The sequence below is a fragment of the Azospirillum sp. UENF 111221 genome (assembly GCF_058780625.1).
Genome location: NZ_JBSNCH010000002.1, coordinates 46111 through 64087 on the forward strand (window position 1 = coordinate 46111; position 17977 = coordinate 64087).

Here is a 17977-nt window from a genome sequence, read left to right on the forward strand (position 1 = left end):
GAATATCCGAAAACACTGCCGGTGTTGCTCGTCCAACTGATCGGGTAGATCTCGAAAATCTATGGTGAAGTCGTCCGATCCGAACGCGAGATCGGCATGAAACTTGTTGTCGTACTCGCCGACGAAGACGCCGCCACCACCATCACTCTGGTTGCAGTAGGCGCTCGACGTGCCGAACCTGGCCTGCGCCGTGGAGAGCCCCGAACGGCAGAGGACAGAGCGTCCGCTGTTGGCGCGGTCCTTCAGCACCTGCCCGCCATGACCGTCGTCGAAGCTGAACAGATGGACGGTGTCGGCGTCGGTGGTGAAGGCAGCGACCGGGGGCGTGAAGTTGGCGGTGTAGCGGGCGATCTTGGAAACGCGGACTTGGTCCAGCCAGCCATAGGGGTTGGCAAGGCCGTTCTGGTATTGCGCTCCGAGCAGGATCGGACCGAGGCCCTGAGAGGTGCTGTCCGGGCGCGTGGTGTCCACCAAACCGTTGATGTAGAGAGTCAACACGCCACCGCGGCGAACCGCGGCGATGTGATACCATGTGTCAAGCGCGATGCTGGTGGCACTGTTGACGTTGGTGCCAAAGTTGAACTGGAGCTTGCTCGACGAAGCATCATAGTAGAGAAATAGATTGCTCGTCGCCGATGCGGTTCGCGTGTCGAGCAGCATTCCCGAGGACGCGACAGAGGTTCTCCACCAAAACTCGTAGGTAAAGTCACCAGTGCCGAAAATTGTCTTGTGACTTTGCGGAATCTTCCACGAGGATACCCCGTCGAGCCAGCCGCAATGGGTGCCGAACGGCGTGATGCCGCGCTCGTCGATGATCTCGGTCGAGCCGTTGGCACCATCGGCGTGAATCAGCAGCTTGGTGGCGCTATCGATCTGAGCGCCGGCTGTGTTGTAAAGCTGGAACTGGCCGCCGACCTGATCGGTGCCAGTGGCGGCGTTCTCCTGCGTGTATTGCGCCTCGGTGTTGTAATCGACGTTGAAGGTCTGGCCGACGAACTGTCTGTACACCCCCAGGATGGACTTGGCGGGAACGTCGAGGGTGCCGGTGGCGGGAAGAAGCGTGACAGCCGACTTGGTAACGGTGTTGGTGGCGCTGTTGGTGACGAGCGGAGCGCCGTTGACGGTCGGCTGAGCCTTGAAGTCGATGGAAGTTACCGAAACGCCGCTGCGTGTTACCGTCAAGTAGTCCGCATAGCTGGACCAATCATCGGAGTTGACCCGCTGATGGAGCGTGTTACCGCTGACGACAGTCTGCCAAAGACGATTGTCGACGGCGGCGGCGGAGTTGTAGGCGTTGACCGCAGGTGCCGTGCCAACCATGTTGAAAACAGACGCACCCACACCGCCCCCACTATCGCGCATGGCGATCTTGCTGGCGGTAGCATTGGCATCGGCATCGGTCGATTTCAGCAGTGCGGTGCCGTTGACGGTCGGGTTAACCTTGAAGTCGGCGGCGTTAGGCGACATCTCCACGATGGTGGTTGGAGTGACTGACCCTGCCGGAGTTGCCGACAACACCCATTTCGCCCCCTTGGCGGTGGTCGTCCAATTCTCGACAGCGGCCAAGGTAAACTCACCGCCGCCATTCCACCCATAAGTCCAACCGCTGCCGTCGTACCCGCCGACGCCGACGCCGCCCAGGCTGTCGCCGGACTGTACAGCGGTCGGGGAAGCGACCGTGCCGCGAGAGCGGGCCGACAGCACATGGGCACGCGATCCGGCAGTGTTACCGGAGAACTGTCCGGTCAGCGGCCACTCATAGGCGGCTTTAGAATAGACGTTGCCGCTGTAGGTTTCCCCGTTGGCGCCGCGCTGCACAAGGCTGTAAGCGGTGGAGTTGGTGGAAGCATCCGTCGCCTTGAACACCGGGATACCGTCGATCTGGATACCGCCAGCCACGTTCAGCTTCGACCCGCCGGTCGGTAGCGCGGTCGTGCCGATGGCGGTCAACGAGCCGCCTTCGGAAATGACGAGGTTCTGCCAAGCGCTTGAACCGTAAGCCCCGAGCCTACCGTAGCTCCCGGTGTCGTTCCAGCCGAGAAAGGTGTACTTCGTCCCCGCCGTGTTGGCGATGTGAAGCGCCTCCATCGAACCCGAGTTCTGAATGTTAAGCGTGCCACTGAAAACGTTGTTGGCGGCAAGCTGCGCATAGCGCCCATCCGCCGCGGCGCGATCCGGAATGTCCGTGCCGTTGGCGACGCCGATGGTGCGCTTGGCGCCGGTGCCCGCCCCGGTCTGCACCAGCACGCCGGCGGTGCTGTCGAGCGAGGCGAGGGAGGTCAGCAGAGCCGGCTTGCTCTCCACCCCGGACCAGTCCACCGCCGAAGCGCGTGCCGCAGTGTAGGCCCGGTAGCCCGCCGCGTTGCCAAGATTGCTGTCGTCGACGACCAGATACATCAGGCCGCCGGTGCCGCCGACCTGCACCGTGTCACCCTTCTGCACCTGGGCGGTGGTCAAGGCGAAACGCTCGGTGTCGTTGGCGACCGGATAGAGGCGTTCCAGCGCGCCTGCCGGCAGACGGGCGATGTCGATGGTGCCGGTCAGCGCAGACGCCGCCACCGCCGTCACCGGGATGGCGATGTTCTGGGTGCCGTCGAACGAGGTCGCCGTGCCGGTCGCCCCGCCCGACAGGGCGATGGTGCGGGGCGTCGTCAGCCTGGCAGCACCGGCCGCCTGCCCGGCAGCGATCATGGCGGCGATGGCGGCATCCGTCTGCGCCTTGCCGTAAGCGGTTGCGGTGCTGTGCAGCTCGCCGCCCTTGTAGCTCGCCGTCCGGCCGGTGGCCGGGACGATCTCGACCGCTCCGTCCTCCGTCACATGAACCGAGCCGCCGCCGTTGGCGATGCTGTCCTGCGACAGGGTGGACAGCCGGTGGTCGATCTCCTCCAGTGCCCCCTGCACGGTGCCGGCGGTGATGTTGCCGGATGCCGCCACCGGCGCGGTCGCGGCATCGAAGCCGAAGGAGACCGCGTGGTTGCCCGGGCTGAAGGTGAGCTTGCCGCCCGGGGCCTGCACGAGGTTCAGCAGGGAGCCGGGGTTGTCGGCGGCGAAGCGCTGCGAGGCGCCGTCGCCGACGATGCCGAAGTTGGAGCCGCCGACGATGGTCGCGGCGGTCTGGGCATGGCCCTTGGCCTGCTCCGACCAATGGAAGGCGGAATAGACGCCCGGGCTGGGCTGATAGCCGACGGCGCCCTGGGCGAAGGCCTGGGACAGATCGCGGGCGCCCTGCGCCTCCGTGCGGGCGGCGACAGCCAGATCGCGGGCGGCGGTGGCATCGGACTTGGCCGAGATCGCGTCCGCCGCCGCCGTCGCCGACGTCTGCGCGCTGTTGGCGGCGTTGGTCTGCGACTGACCGGCCTGGGAGGCCGCGACCTGCGCCGCCGTCATGGAGGAGACTGCGCTGTCGCGGGCCGCCTCCGCCGCGGTCCTGGCCGTGGTGCTGGCGGTCCCGGCGGCCTCCGCCTGCTGCGCGGCGGAACGGGCGATGTCGGCGGAGATGGCGGCGGCGGCGGCCTTGGCGCTCGCGGTCTGGGCGCCGGTCGCGGCAGCGGCGGCAGCGGCCTGCGCAGCGGTTGCCGCACTGTCGAGACCGGCGGCACTCTCGGCGGCGGCGGCGGCGCTGCCGGCGGCCTCCGTCGCCTTGCCGGTGGCGACGGTTGCCTGGGAAGCCGCGTCCAGGGCGTAGGACAGCGCCGACTTCAGGCTGCCGGAGACCGGGGCGTCGGTCTTCACCGCCCAGTCCTGTGCCTGCGTCCGTGCCGCCACCGCCGCGTCACGCGCCTGCTGGGTGGCATCCCGCGCAGCGGTCGCGGTGTCGCGGGCCGCCTCGGCCGCCGTTCTGGCGGACAGGGCGCCAGTTGCCGCCGTGCCGGCTTCGACCCGCGCCTCCAGCACGATGTCGCGCGCCGTCTCCACGGCGGCAAGCGCCGCGGTGGCGGATGCCTCCAGCCCGGCGGCGGCGGCGGCACTGCCGGCGGCCTCATCGGCACGCTGGACGGCGATGGCCGCCTTGGCGGTCGCGGTCGCGGCGGCAGCGGTGCTTTCGCCGGCCTGCGCGGCGACGGTCGCGGCGGCTTGCGCCACGGCCTGCCGGTCGGCACCGACGACCGTTATCGCCGCCTTGGCGTCGGCGGCAGCCTGCCGCGCCGTCGCCACATCGTCCTCGATGGCGGCGATGATCTGTGCCGCATGCTCCACCACCCCGTCGTCGAGGAGCTGGAGCAGGCGGGCCGGGCTTTCGACCAGACGGGTGATGCCCTTGCTGTCGGTCAGCGGATATTTGCCGTCGGCATTCGGGCCGCCGTTCGGGGAGCCGCCGAGCCAGTCGTCATACTGGTCCTCGCGCACCGCCCATTTCGCGACCATCGCCGCGATCTCGCCGGCCAGTTCGGCATTGGACAGGGTCGCCGACGCGGCGATGACGGCATAGGGGGAGGAGGCCGCCGTCTCGCCCTCCCAGGGGCGGTCGAGGGTCAGCGTGTGGTCGTTGGCAACCTCACGGATCTCGTAGAGCGTCCTGCCGTCGGTGGTGAAGGCGGAGCCGGGACGCACGACGCCCATCCACATGGTGCCGGCGCCGGCGACGGCGGCCGATCCGGGGGTCAGGGCGACGGTGCCTTGGCGATACCAGCCGGCCATGTCAGTTCTCCTCGCTGGGGGTCGTGTCGGAATAGGGGTAGAGCGCGCGGATCGCCGAGAAGTCGGCGCGCATGCGCTCCCATTTGGCGGGGTCGCCGTTCAGCATGTCCTGCTGGGCTTCCAGCTGCCGGGCCGCCGGCCATGCGGCGAGGTAGGCCTGCTGGCGCAGCTTCGCGATCTCGTCGCGGGTGCGGACTGGGATCACCTTCATGGCGTGATCTCCAGAACGAAATGGGCGTCATGATGAGGCCAGGCGCTGACGCGTACGTCGTAGGTGCCGGGCAGATCGTCGTAATCGAAGCTGCCATCCTCGACCCTGTAGGTGCCGACCGCACCGGAGGCGCGGCAGGTGACGGTCACGGTCGCCGGAATGGGCAGAGCGTCCAGACTCTCGATTTCGGGACGCGAGAGTACCGCGGGTTCGGAGCCTGAAAGATCGACGTAGTCTTCGAAGACCGAACCCTTCGCCTGCAACCGCTCGCAGCCCGGAAGATGCATATGCGGCACTTCCAGCGGCCCGATGCAGGCGGTTTGCCGAATTTCACCAGTTTCCGGCTTATAGAAAACGTAGGAAGAGCTTACGTTTTCATTTTGCTCTGAAGCTGCGCCAGAACCATTCTGGATGATCGGCGGAGCTTCTCTCTTGGTCTTTTTAAATGATACAGTCATTTCCTCAACTCCACTGCTGAGATTGCGCAGTAGAAATTGCGTGGATTTCGCCCATAGGCGTCAGATGTTGCTGTTTTCCAGGTGTAATAACCTGGTCCTGGATGCTCTATCCACGCATAGGCAACGGAAACCCAAGATGGAGACCAGATCTCTGAACTGCTCTCGCCGCCACCGTAGCCAGTAACGATGTCGATCTGCCAACCACGCACTGCGGTGATCAGCACACGTTTCCCGATTGTCTGAAGACCGACGGTCGCGTCCCACACCCCCTGCGCCGCATTCATATTGGATGTGGCGAAGTCTTCGATCTTCTGGCCCCGGATTGTCAGAATCCTGAATGTGCGCACTGGAGATCGTTGCATCCCTGATCTTCGCGCTGTCGATCGAGGCGTCCTGGATGAAGGCGGCGGACATGGAGATGCGGGGCACCCCATCCACCCGACCGATGACGAAGGGATGGTCGATGCTGCCCCCGGGGCCGGTAATGCCGATCAGGAAACGGTCGGCCCGCACATAGAACTCGGATCGCACCCCGCTCTCATCGGCCGGGTCCGAGGAAAGACCGAACCCGCTGATGGCGCCATTGTTGTCGATCTTGACCGTCCACTGCCCCGACAGGCCGTTCGTTACTTTCGAGACCTGCTCGATGGACGAGGTGTGATTGCCGACCGTGCCGCTGAGAATGTTTACCTTGCTGACAGCGGATTTAGCCTCCGTAACCGCCAGGTTGACGCTTTCCTGAAAAGACCCTGAAGCATCTTTTATCGCCACGAACGCGTTGTCGATCCGGCTGGCAAGGGCACCGACGGCGTCGGCACGGGCGGTCTGCTCGCTGGTCAGCCCCGCCTTCACGCCATCGACCGATGCACCGATCGTATCGAGGCGCGTGGTCAACGCGTCGGTCGCCGTCGCGTTGGCGGTGATGCGGCTGTCATAGCCGGCCAGGCTCTTGTCATAGCCGGCGACGACGCTGTCGATCCGCTCGGCATTGGTCCGGCTGTCGTTCGCCGTCGCAGTCAGCTTCGCCTGCACACCGGCCAAATTGCCGTCCCAGGCCGCGATCACCGTGTCGATGCGCGTCGCCGTCGCCTCGTCCGCCGTCACCAGGGCGGTCAGCTCCTCCTTGACGGTGGCGATCTGCCCGTCGAACTGGGCGGCGACGGTGGTGACCCGGCTCGCCAGTGACTGCGTGTCGTCCTGGACCTGCCTGACATCCGCCTTCACCTCCGCGACGTCGGCCTCGCGCTTGCCGATCTCGCTGCGGATGCGGCCGTAGCTGTCGTTGACGCGCACCAGACCCGACGTGACCGTCTCGGCGATCTTCTCGATCCCGGCAATGCGCTCGGCCATGAAGGGAGCGAGCTTCGATTCCGAGACCAGCTTGTCGGCGAGGTCGTCGTGGGAGATCTGCTCGGTGGTGGCGCCGGTGCCGATTTTGGAATTGACGTCGCCGACATTGCCGCCGAGATCGACGGCGCGCACCCAGTAGTAGCGCGTGACCAGCCCGCCCAACCCGGCGCGCACGAAGGCGTTGCCCTTGACCGTGCCGATGACGGCGGCGGCCGACAGGTCGTTCGCCGCCCCCTCCAGCACCTCGATGTGGGAGAGGTCGGTGTCGGGCGGATTGACCCAGGACAGGGCGATCTGGCGCAGCCCGCCTTTGGCGACCAGCCCGGCGGGCTGGCCGGGCGGCGTGCCCTTGCCGTGCACCGTGGCCCGGATTTCCGCCGGCACCGAACGGCGCTTGTCGTAGGCCAATGCCGTGATGCGGAGGGTGTAGACGCCCTCCGCCGCCGGCTCGATGTCGAAGCTGCCGGCGCGGGTGACCTTCCATTCCTGCCACTGGCCGCCCGGCGTCATCACGTCGGCGCGGTAGCCGGCGATGCGGGCATCGTCGCTGGGCGTCCAGCTGACGGTCAGCCGGGCCTGCGGCAGGCCGTTGACCCAGTAGGCGCTTTCCACCGCCGCGAGGTTGGCGGGGGAGGGGATGGCGTTGGCGGCGCTCTGGGTCGCCACAGGCTCGATCTGCACGCCCTCCTCGACCCGGGCATATTTGCCGGGCTCGTGCAGAAGGGCGGTGACCTCGTAGACGCCGGGCGATTTCTCGGTGACGGCGCGCACCCGGAACAGGCGCGGGGCGAGGTTGGTGGCGGTCAGGATCCACACCGCATGCGGCTGCGGCACCGCGCCGCCGAGCGGAGCCGCGTCGATGACGAGCTGGCCGGTGGTGTGGTCCTCAAGCACCGGGCGGCGGACCGGACAGTCGACCAGCCGGCCGTCCGGCAGGGTGAGTGCCAGCACGTGGCTTTGGTTGGCTTCCAGCGTCACCGTGTCGTCGAGGGTGACGACCTGCCGCTCCGGATCGTAGGCGACCAGCCGCCCGCCGGTGCGCACCAGCGCCCAGTTCGGGTCGGCCAGCTTGACCACGTCGCCCGGCATGACGTCGAGATGGTCGAAGGAGCAGCGGTAGGTGACGGTCTCGGTCTCGTGCTGCTCGCTGTCGAGCATCCACAGGCCGAGGCGGCGGGCCTGGCTGCGCCGGGTGCAGCCATAGGCCGTCGCCTCGATCGGCCGCCAGCCGTAGCGCTGGATCATCCCGGCATTCTCGACGACCTCGACCGTCGGGCGGTAGCCGTCGTCGGGGTCGTTGAAGGTGATCAGCGCCGCGGTGTGGCGGGCCTTCAGCGCCGTGCCGGAATAGGTGAAGCTGCCGCCGATGACGTTGGCAGGGGTGACCAGCTTGATCGGGTCGGCCGGCATGTCGGCGCGGGCCAGCACGCCGCCGGCCGACCAGAAGATCAGGCCGCGGAAGGTCGAGGCGATGGACTGGAGAACGCGGTAGGCCTCGGTCCGGCCGGAGATCACCCCGTTGAAGGTGAAGCGCGGCTCCATGATATCGCGGCCGCCGGTGTCGGTCCGGCCCGACTTGACCGGCTGGTCGCAATAGACGCCGATGGTGTAGAGCGACCAGCGGTCGACCGCCTCGGCGGAGATCGACTGGCCCAGGCCGTAGCGCCTGTTGGTCAGCAGGTCGTAGAGCACCCAGGCCGGGTTGTCGCTCCAGGCGGTCTTGAGGCTGCCGTCCCACTGGCCGGTATAGCTCCGCGTCTCCGGGTCGTAGTTGGAGGGGACCCGGATCTTCAGGCCCTTGACGTCATAGGCCCGCTCGGGGATCGAGTTGCCGAACTGCTCGGCCTTGACCGTCAGCGCGACCAGCGCCGAATTGTCGTAGCCGAACTTGGACTCGACGATCTCGGCATAGTGCGACCAGGAAAAGCTGTTCTGGATCGCGGTGCGGGGCGGATCGTCGGTAACGCGGGTGACGCGGATGTCATATGGGCTCCTGCCCAGCTCGCGCAGCCCGACCTTGTAGGACCGCTCATAGGCGCTGGTCGTCTTGCCGGTCACCGTATCGTTGACCAGAACCTTCCAACGGCCGTCGGCCGCCCGCCCCTCGATGGTCAACTGCACCGCCGATCCGTGCAGGTTGCCGTTGGAGGTGTCCTGCTCGGTCAGCGCATTCCAGCGCAGCACGATGCGGGCGGCGTCGACCTCGTCGCCATGGATGGTGCGGACGACCGGGGCCGCCTTCTTCACCTCGCTCCCGACGGCGACGGTGGTCTCGCTGGCGGTGAAACCGCTGATCGGCTCCTGCGAGGGAATGCCCCGGCGCTCTTTCCAGGTCACGCCTTTGAAATTCTCCGTCCCGTCGGAGGCGATCAGCGGCGTGCCGTCGAAGTAGATGCTCCTCCCCTCATTGACCAGCCCGGCGATCTCGCCTTCGCTCAGCAGATCGATCACCCGGGCGGTCGCGGCGGATTGCAGGCTGTTGGGATCCTCGGTGGCGCCGGAACCGCCGCGGCCGGACTTGCCGCCGCCCTTGGCCCCCTGGATGCCTCCTGCCGGACCTCCAGCCGAAACGGCGGTGACGGCGGATGCCGCCGGCTGGGGCTGGACGGTTCCGACCTGCTCCGTATCCATGCCGGAGGAGATGACGGTCGAACCGACCCAGCAGCGGCCATAGACCAGGGGAACCGACCCGCCCTGTTCGGTCACGTTGACCGGGCCGGAGAACAAATAACTCTGCTTGCTGTCCGGCAGGTTGGCCTTGGGGGTCGGCGACAGCATCTGGCTGATGCCGGACAGCATCATCGACGCGCCGAACAGTGCAACTGAGCCATAGGTAACGCTGAGGCCGACCCCTCCAATCGTGACCTCAGCGCCCAACGCCAAAGAGGTCCCACCCGAGGGGATAGACGCAGCCACCGCCACGACCATCACCAGCGCGCCCATGATCGCCTTGCCGGCGCCGCCGTTCTTGGCGCCGGCCGGAACCGGGATGATGTGCAGGTCGGCGTTGCCCAGCCCGAGCGTCAGGGTGTCGAGGGTCAGGTCGATGCCGCCGCGCGAGCGCGGGCCGCGGACCAGCCGGTAGGAGCCTTCGCGGAAGATCTTCTCGAAATCGGGATGGTTGGCGGCGAGCGCCCGGATCGCCTCGGCGGCGTCGCGGACCTGATAGTCGGCAAGGCGCCCGAATTGGCGGCCGAGCGCGCCGTGCAGATGGATCCTAGCCATGAGCGAGATCCTTATGACGCAGGATGTGGACGATCTGCCGGTGCCAGGGACCGAAGGGTTCGCGGCGCGACAGGCGGCGCGGCAGGTGATGCAGCAGCAGGCCGCCGTCGAGGACGACGCCGGCATGGTTGGGCACCGGCGACAGGACGGTCATCAGCGCGACGTCGCCGGCCGCCGCCTCGCCGGAACGGACCACCGAGAAGCCGGCATCGGCGAAATGGTCGAGATAGAGGTTCTTGCCGGCGTGCCACCATTCGTCGTCGCGCGGGAAATCCGGCAGCCGGATGCCCCGCTCCAGCTGGAACCAGTCGCGCACCAGGGCGTAGCAGTCGGTCACGCCGTGGCGGAACTCGCGGCCGAGCAGATCGGGCACCGGCACGCCGTCGCCCCACAGGATCGGATCGGAGCAGCGTTCCCCGTCGGTGGCCAGGATCGCCCAGGGGACCGCGCTGTCGATCTGGCCGCGCATGTCGGCGGCCGACGGGTGGAGCGGCCCGTCCGGATGGCTGTGGACGATGGCGTCGATGGCGCCGGCATGGGCGAGGTAGTCGGCATCGTCGATGCGGAAATGGGCCGCCGGGTCGGCGGCGCAGTTGGACAGGGGCCGGTAGGTGCCGGCCACCACCAGACCGCAGCTCTCGCGCGGATAGTCGGCCAGGGCATGGCGCTTCATCGCGAGGATGGCGTCAGCGGTGAACATGCGCTGCTTGCTCCTCTGGCTGTGAGGGGAGCGGCACCCGGATCAGACCCGGACCCGGGAGACGCCGGGAAAGCCGCCGAAGGGCAGGAGATCGGTCGTGTTGGGGTAGCGCAGGCGGCAGTCGGCCAGCCGCTTGCCACAGGCATCCCTGGCGGGATCGGTGCGCTCGCCGGTCGCGGTGAAGCAGAGGCTGCCGGAATAGGGGCAATCGACCTCTTCGGCCGACCATCCCGATCCGGTCCAATGGCGGTAGCGGCGGGTGCAGCCGTCGCGCAGCACCTGCCGGCCAGGGAGCATGGCGCCCTCCTGGTCGATGGCCGCCGACAGCTCGAACTCGACATGGGTGGCGGTGTGGGCGCTCTTGCGCTCGACCCGGTAGAGGTCGGGCGGGAAGAAGGCGAGCGGGTCGGCCTCCGCCCGGCCGTCGAGATAGCGGTCGAAGGTGCGCAGCCGCCTGACCTTGGCGCCGAGCAGGTCGGAGAACTGGTAGATCAGCGCCGAGATCTGGCGGTTGATGTTGGCGATGCGCAGGCGCGGCGTCGGCAGCGCCCCGGTCGCCGTCCATTCGAACCCTTCGGTCTCCATCTCGACCGGGACATAGGCGATGCCGCCGAACAGGACCGGCTCGCCGCCACTGCCCGAGGGGGTGAAGTGATGGATCGTGCCGCCGGGATACATGGTCAGGTCCAGCGTGAACAGCGTCACATAGGCACCGGGATCGGGCGACTGGACGGCGGCGGCAAGCGCCGGCCGTTCATCCCATTTGGGGATGTTGGTCTGGCTCATGGGGATTCCTTGGATGGGCGCCGCCCCCGCCGTCGAAGGGAGCGAAGCGGCCGCGCGGGGTCAGAGGTCGAAGACCTCGACGAAGGTCGCGGAGATGCTGGAGAACAGGTAATGGGTGCGGGTGCGCTTCCATTTGCTGCAGATCCAGCGTCGGCGGTCGGGTTCGCCGGGCGGCTTCCACAGGAAGCTTTCAGCACCCCGCCGGGCCCGCAGGAACTCCTCGATCGCCTGCGCCTGATCGGTGTCGAGATACTCCCAGCCCAGCGAATACTGGTCGCGGATGTTGTGGATGCCGTCAGGCGCCCGCTGGGTGTAGCCGTCGCCGAAACCGGCGGTCAGCACCTTCACCTCCGGCTCGATGGTGCTGCCCGTCACCGGCGGACAGGGCGGCAGGAAGACCGGGACACCGTTCTGGCTCGTGGCGGTCTGGCTCGTGGGTTCGCCGGCCATCGCTCAGCCTCCGTAGCTCATGTTGTTCAGCATGCCGCCGGGCCGCATCTGCTGGCGCAGCTCGTTGCCCATCATCGCGCGCAGCTGCTCCTTGACCGACGCGCCGATCCGCTCGGCGAACGCCTTGTCCTGCTCACGGTCGCCGGTGGAGCCGCCGGCGACATTCACCGTCACCGACTGGGTGACCGCAGGACCGCCATCCTGCGCCGCCTGGATCAGACGGTCTGCGTTCGTCATTTGTTCCGGCGTGAAGACAGCCTCGCCCTTGCGGGCGATGATCGGAACCTCGCCCGCCACCAGACCGCCGGTGTGGAAGCGGGGAGCGTCGGCGAACAGGCCGGGGGACACCATCCGCCCCGCCCGGCCGGTTTCACCGACGATGCCGCCGGTGTGGAAGAGCGCCGAAAAGAAGCCGGCGATGCCCGACAGGATGCCGCCCAGCGGCCCTTCGGGTTTGAGCAGCGAGGAGAAGAGACCGGAGATGCTGGACATCAGGCCGCCGAGCAGCCCATCCGACGTGAAGAGGGAGGATACCTTCGACCAGAGGGTGCCGAGCAGGCTGTCTGAGGTGAAGAGAGAGTCGATGAAATTGAAAAGTCCGTTGCCGGTGCCGGCCGATCCGCCACCAGCTGCCCCATTTCCATTCGCGGACGTGTCGGAGGATGCTTTGGCTTCGTCCTTCTTGTCCGTTTGGGCGGATGCCGACGGATCGCCGGCCTTCGCGGCGGATTTGCCGTTTTCGGGGATGCTGGTCTTGAAGCCCAGCACGTTGAGCAGCCCGGCGCCGGTCTGCTCCGCAACCGACTTCACGAGGAAATCCCGCAGCTTGTTCCGCATGGTGGTGAACAGCTTCTGAAAGGCGGGACCGATTTGCTGCTTGCCGGTCACGACGCTCAGCACGCCTTCGCTCCAACCGCTGAGCAAGGTTTGCAAGCCGTCGCCGAAGCTGGCCTGCACACGTTCGCCAAGGGGACGCAAGGCAGCGCCCATCACCTGATTGTACTTCTTGGCGGCCTCGTCGGTCTTCTGCGCCGCTGCGTCCGGCGGAGCGCCCGCTTCAGCCTTTCCGCCGGTCTGATTCTGGGCAAGCATTCCCGCCGCACTGTAGGGTGCCGCGAAGCGGCTGGCCATTTCATGCGGTGTGATCAGATCCTCAGCGGCCTTATGAAGCTCGCTGATTTGCTGATGCAAGCTATCCAGCTGGGAATTGGTCTGCACCGCAAGATTGGTGATGCTACCATCCAGGCGTTTGATGGAAATGGTGAAATCCTGGTTTTCGATAACCAGTTTTACAGTCGGGCCGGCGGCGTTTTCAGCCATGGTTTTCCCTTTCTGTTAGCCGAAGCGGGCACGCAGTCTGGTTCTGGCCTTTTCGGTCAGGCCCGGCTCCCCATCCGCCCGGCCGCCATCAGGCAGGTCGGCGAAGGCGAGCGGCGTGCCGACCCGCTGGCGCAGCCGGTCGTGCAGTTCGCGGGCGCCGATGCCGGCCGCCGTCAGATGCACCGGCAGCCAGTCGGCCATCTCCTCCGCGCGCAGCCGGTCGATCTCGTTGAACAGGGTCCAGAACATCCGCACCGGCAGCGCCAGCAGGCGCAACGGGTCGATGCCATAGAAGCGGCTGACGCGGGCGAAGCAGTAGGCGAAGTCGAGCCGCGTCAGCGGGCCCGACGGCTCCCCCGCTTGCCCGCCCGCGGCTCCCCCGGCTGGCGTTTCCCCGGCGGCGGCTCCGCCGGATCGATTCCGCGGATGAAGGCCAGCAGGACCAGGAGCTGCCCGAGATCGAGGCCGAGGATCTCCTCGCGCGGGGTGTCTTCGAGATGGCCGGCGATCACATCGACCAGGATCGGGATCTGCGCCCGCTCGCTGCCGGCCTCCTCGAGCTTCCGCTCGATGTCCCCGGCCTGCAGGAACTGTTCGACGGTCATGTTCTTCAGGATGCGCTCGCGCCCGCCGATGACGACGCTGCGGGAAACGCGGAACTCATCGAGGTTCAAAATGGTGGGCTGGGGCATGGAGGCTCCCGGTCGCTGGTGGCGGGCAAGGTCCGCGAGGGCGGCCGCAGGGACGAAAGCCCCCGCGGCCGTGAACCATCGCGGTCAGGCGGCGACGGGGGCGCCGAAGGCGGCGATGCGGTTGCCGGCGGTGCCGTCCGGATAGCAGCTGAAGGTGACCTCGTAGACGCGCTCGCCGCCGTTCTCGTACTTGAAGGTGAAGTTGGGCAGCGGTGCTGCCTTGAAGGCAACGAAATCGTCCTTGGTGGTGGAGGCGGGCAGGGCGGTGGGGTGCAGCTTCAGCGGGGCGGCGATGGCCAGCAGGTCGATGTTGACGCCGGAGCGGATCTCGACCCCGACCTCGGCACCGGCCGCGCCGACGCCGACCGCCTGCGGCATCACCGCCAGCAGCTTGGTCAGGTTGGTTTCCAGCATCGGCACCTTGACCGACACCTCGGTGCCGGTGATGACATCCTTGAGCGGGGTCTCACCCATCTGGTCGGCCTTGACCTGATAGTTCGTGGTCTTGACGGTCACTTCGACGCCGCCCTTGGTCGAGCCGAGATCGATGCCGTCGAAGGTGACGTCGCAGATACCGAGGGCGATGTCTTCGGTGGTGATGGCCATGGGTATAGTCTCCTAATCAGGCGACACGCCAGTCGGCGCGGTAGTTGACGATGAAGGTGAAGGTGCTTGCCGTCTCGTCATGGGGCATCAGCGGCTCGTGCTGGGGCAGGCACGAGATGACGAAACAGCCCCCGGCCGGAGCCGCCCGCAGGGTCAGTGCGTCGGCGATCGCCAGGGCGCGGGCCTCCCCGGCGAGATAGTCGGGATCGTGGGTGCGGACCTGGAAGGAAAGCCGGCGAAGGCCTTGCGCATAGTCGCGGCGGGTTCCGCCCCGCGGCAGGAAGACCGATCCCGCAGCGGTGTCCTGCGGCGCCCGGCCCAGGAACAGGGACCCTCCTTCGGTTCCCAGCCCCTCGGCTTCGACGTGTTTGAGCAATGCGTGCAGCAGCATGGCGTCGGGACTCCGATAAGACGGTCGAGGGGCGGCGAATGACGGGGAGGGCATTCGTCCCAGTGGACCTTCATCCGTTAAAAGGACATAATTCCTTTAAACGGATGATTATCTTACCCCGTGGGCAGGCGCTACATCTTTTTGGAAAAGCATTCGGGAACAAGGGCTTGACCCGGAATCCGGGGCGTGGCCGAGGGCACGGATGGTCTTGCCCCTCGAACGGTCAGCGAAGCCCGATCCGTCCGGTCCACGGCATGCCCCGGCAAGGCAGATCGATCCCGATCCTGCCGCTCAGGCTTGTTCGATGCGGTTCCTGCCGGCGGCCTTCGCCTTGTACAGCGCGGCATCGACGCGCTGGAGCAGACTGTCGATATCCTCGCCGGCCCTGGCCTGGCCGACGCCGATGCTGATGGTGACCGCCCCGCCGCACGCCATCCGCTGCGCGCTCACCCTCTGCCGCAGGGCTTCCAGAACGCCCAGGGCGGAGGGCAGATCGGTCTCGGTCAGCAGCAGGGCGAATTCCTCGCCCCCCCAGCGCGCCAACGCGTCCGAGCGGCGCAGCCGGTCCGACAGGGTGGCGGCGACCATGCGCAGGGCATCGTCGCCTGCCTGATGCCCATGCGTGTCGTTGAAGCGCTTGAAATGGTCGATGTCCATCAACGCCAGGATATAGGGGCGCCCGTACCGCTCGAGCCTGGCCGCGGCTTCGCCCACCGCCTGCTGGAACCGCCGGCGGTTCCACACACCGGTCAGCGGATCGTGCATGGCCGCCTGCTGCAGCTCCGCCTCAAGCCCCTTGCGGTCGGTGATGTCCAGCAGCACTCCGTTGAACAGCACGGTGCCGTCGCTCCGGCGGCGCGGCTGGGCGCGGCCCAGCACCCAGCGTCCGCCGGCGATCTCCATCTCGCCTTCCCAGACCCGGCCCGCCCGGCCAGCCTGCCGCAGGCCGTGCCGGACCCGCGCCCACCCCTTCATCGCCATCACAGGCGCCAGGGTCCGCGCGGCGGTCAGGTCGGCATCCGGCCGCACGCCGAACAGGGAGGCTGCGGCGGTGCTGAAGTAGGTCGCGCGCAAGCCTCCGCCGGGATGGAGTTCGGCCTGGAACACCGCACCCGGAAGGGCATTGGCGAGATCGCTCGCCTGGGCTTCCCGCTCGCGCTCCTCCGTCAGGTCGAAGAAGCTGATGACCACCCCGACGATCCCGTCATTCTTGCGGATCGGGCTGGCGGTCAGCCGTACGGGAAAGGACGTGCCGTCGCCGCGGTACAGCACCGTCTCGATGTCGCGCACCGGCTCTCCGGCCTCCGCAACCCGGAACACCGGATGGGGCCTGACGCCTCCAGTGGCGGTGCCGGGTGGGAAGGCAGGGAACAGGAAGCGTCCGATGTGGCTGCGAATCAGCTCGCTTTCGTGGCGGAAGCCGAAGGCGCTGGTGGCGGTGGGATTGACGAAGGTGACGGCACCCGAGCGGTCGATGCCGCACACCCCGACCTGCACGTTCTCCAGCAGCAGGCGGTTGAACTGCTCGGCCTCGATCACGGCGGTGATGTCGTGGATGATGCACAGCAGAAGCTTGCGCCCGCCGAGGTGGATGGGGCCGGCATAGACCTGCACATCGCGCACCGACCCGTCGGCCAGGCGATGGTGGAAACGCTGCGGATAATGGCCGCCCTCCCAGGACGCGATCTCGCGCATCGCCGGCAGGATCGCCCGCCCGAGCTGGTTGATGTCCCAGACATGAAGGCTGCGCAGCCGGTCGCGGCTGTGGCCGTAAAAGACGGCGGCCCGCGGGTTGGCATCGACGATGGCGCCGTCGCGTCCGGGATCGATCAGCAGGATGGGGGCGGCGTTGGTGGAGAACAGCGCGTCCAGCACGCCGGCTCCATCAATGCCGCACATGCTGCCGTCGGCCGGCCATAAGGGGAAAGCGCCCGGCCTGGGATCGGCGGACGCCCCGCCGTCCATGTCGCGCTCACCCTGCTCCGCCATTGCGAACTCCCCCCATCGATCGCCCAGGATCGGTCGAACGGCCAGAGAACATGCTGCATATCCTGGCAATCAACTCTATAGGGAATCAAGCTTAAACAAAGCGTTGTCGCAAAGTGGGGGAAAGGACCGGCTTGCATTCCGGCAAGGAGGCGTGCCCCGTCCATTCAAGGGCTTCACGGGACAAAGGTTCGGCAGGGCGCCGGGCCCTGTGGGCGACATCCCGATCCGGTTGTTCCACCCCCCTGTTCTTCTGCCACATCCCCCTGCCCGAACGCGCGAACTCCCTCCCGCGGAAGTGGATTTATCCTCGTCTGCGCACCGGCATCCGCCGGCCTTCGGCAACCCTGACAGCAGTGGGAGGTTGGCATGAGTATGATTAGGCGCAGCTCCGCTGAGTTTCTCGGAACATTCTGGCTGGTCTTCGGCGGATGCGGCAGTGCCGTCCTCGCCGCCGCCTTTCCGCAGGTCGGGATCGGATTGCTCGGCGTGTCGCTTGCCTTCGGCCTCACCGTCCTGACCATGGCCTATTCCATCGGCCACATCTCCGGCTGTCATCTGAACCCGGCGGTCACGGTCGGGCTGTGGGCCGGCGGGCGGTTCCCGGCCAAGGACATCCTGCCCTATGTGCTGGCCCAGCTGGTCGGCGCCTTCGCGGCAGCCCTGGTCCTCTATGTCATCGCCACCGGGAAGGCCGACTACAGCCTGGCCGTCAACGGCCTCGCCGCCAACGGGTACGAGGCGCATTCGCCCGGCCAGTACAGCGTCACCTCGGCCCTGGCGATCGAGCTGGTGCTGACCTTCTTCTTCGTGCTGGTGATCCTGGGATCCACCGACCGGCGGGCGCCGGCCGGCTTCGCGCCGCTGGCCATCGGCATGGCGCTCGTGCTGATCCATCTGATCAGCATCCCGGTCACCAACACCTCGGTGAACCCGGCGCGCAGCACCGGTCCGGCCCTGGTGGTCGGCGGATGGGCGTTGCAGCAGCTCTGGCTGTTCTGGCTTGCCCCGCTGGCCGGCGGCCTCGCGGGCGGGCTGGCCTACCGCGCCCTTGCCGAGGAGATGCCGGCGAAGCCCGCCATCACCGGGCAGGCGGAAAGCTCCACCTGAAGCGGGTGCCCCTGTCGCCATCCGGGACCGGTTCGCAAGAGAACCGGTCCCGGA

At 67.3% G+C, this 17977-nt stretch carries 13 protein-coding genes and 1 pseudogene; 1 reads left to right on the forward strand and 13 read right to left on the reverse strand.

Translation table 11 applies throughout. The annotated features are described in order from the left end of the window. Nucleotides 1–354: 354 nt before the first annotated feature. The 13 genes and pseudogenes from ACWPN3_RS04710 to ACWPN3_RS04770 all read right to left on the reverse strand — a co-directional run. Nucleotides 355–4638 (reverse strand): annotated as a pseudogene (locus ACWPN3_RS04710) (LamG-like jellyroll fold domain-containing protein); the annotation flags it as partial. Nucleotide 4639: 1 nt separating this feature from the next. Beyond that, the gene (locus ACWPN3_RS04715; protein ID WP_109095265.1) at nt 4640–4849 is read right to left on the reverse strand and encodes a hypothetical protein; all 210 of its coding nucleotides are present in this window, start codon (nt 4847–4849) and stop codon (nt 4640–4642) included. Next, nucleotides 4846–5307, reverse strand: coding sequence for a carboxypeptidase-like regulatory domain-containing protein (locus tag ACWPN3_RS04720; protein ID WP_146207964.1), 462 nt, complete (start codon nt 5305–5307; stop codon nt 4846–4848). Before ACWPN3_RS04720 ends, ACWPN3_RS04715 begins: the two co-directional genes overlap by 4 nt. Nucleotides 5308–5367: 60 nt before the next feature. Next, nucleotides 5368–9882, reverse strand: a complete 4515-nt coding sequence (gene gpJ, locus ACWPN3_RS04725; RefSeq protein WP_492261145.1) for a TipJ family phage tail tip protein — start codon at nt 9880–9882, stop codon at nt 5368–5370. Beyond that, on the reverse strand, nt 9875–10582 hold the full coding sequence (locus ACWPN3_RS04730) for a C40 family peptidase (RefSeq protein WP_492243518.1): 708 nt from the start codon (nt 10580–10582) through the stop codon (nt 9875–9877). The genes gpJ and ACWPN3_RS04730 overlap by 8 nt, the downstream gene beginning before the upstream one ends. Before the next feature lie 42 nt (nt 10583–10624). Further along, nucleotides 10625–11368: a phage minor tail protein L gene (locus ACWPN3_RS04735; protein WP_492261146.1), complete on the reverse strand. Its 744-nt coding sequence runs from the start codon at nt 11366–11368 to the stop codon at nt 10625–10627. Between the two features lie 60 nt (nt 11369–11428). Next, a complete protein-coding gene (locus ACWPN3_RS04740) occupies nt 11429–11818 on the reverse strand; it encodes a phage tail protein (RefSeq protein ID WP_492243516.1) in 390 nt (129 codons plus the stop codon). 3 nt (nt 11819–11821) lie between these two features. Continuing rightward, complete coding sequence (locus ACWPN3_RS04745) at nt 11822–13138, reverse strand: hypothetical protein (protein WP_492261147.1); 1317 nt, start codon at nt 13136–13138, stop codon at nt 11822–11824. 15 nt (nt 13139–13153) lie between these two features. Further along, nucleotides 13154–13414 carry a hypothetical protein gene (locus ACWPN3_RS04750; protein ID WP_492243514.1) on the reverse strand — a complete coding sequence of 87 codons (261 nt, stop codon included), beginning with the start codon at nt 13412–13414 and terminating at the stop codon, nt 13154–13156. A 59-nt stretch (nt 13415–13473) separates the two neighbouring features. Then, nucleotides 13474–13830, reverse strand: a complete 357-nt coding sequence (locus ACWPN3_RS04755; RefSeq protein ID WP_492243513.1) for a hypothetical protein — start codon at nt 13828–13830, stop codon at nt 13474–13476. A gap of 84 nt (nt 13831–13914) precedes the next feature. Continuing rightward, entirely contained in the window at nt 13915–14436 is a 522-nt protein-coding gene (locus tag ACWPN3_RS04760) for a hypothetical protein (RefSeq protein ID WP_109095258.1), read from the reverse strand. A gap of 16 nt (nt 14437–14452) precedes the next feature. After that, nucleotides 14453–14827 carry a minor capsid protein gene (locus tag ACWPN3_RS04765; RefSeq protein ID WP_109095257.1) on the reverse strand — a complete coding sequence of 125 codons (375 nt, stop codon included), beginning with the start codon at nt 14825–14827 and terminating at the stop codon, nt 14453–14455. A gap of 291 nt (nt 14828–15118) precedes the next feature. Further along, nucleotides 15119–16816 carry a sensor domain-containing diguanylate cyclase gene (locus ACWPN3_RS04770; RefSeq protein WP_492243512.1) on the reverse strand — a complete coding sequence of 566 codons (1698 nt, stop codon included), beginning with the start codon at nt 16814–16816 and terminating at the stop codon, nt 15119–15121. Nucleotides 16817–17182: 366 nt separating this feature from the next. Between ACWPN3_RS04770 and aqpZ the strand changes: the two genes are divergently transcribed. Beyond that, nucleotides 17183–17923, forward strand: a complete 741-nt coding sequence (aqpZ, locus tag ACWPN3_RS04775; RefSeq protein WP_109095256.1) for an aquaporin Z — start codon at nt 17183–17185, stop codon at nt 17921–17923. Nucleotides 17924–17977: the final 54 nt, after the last annotated feature.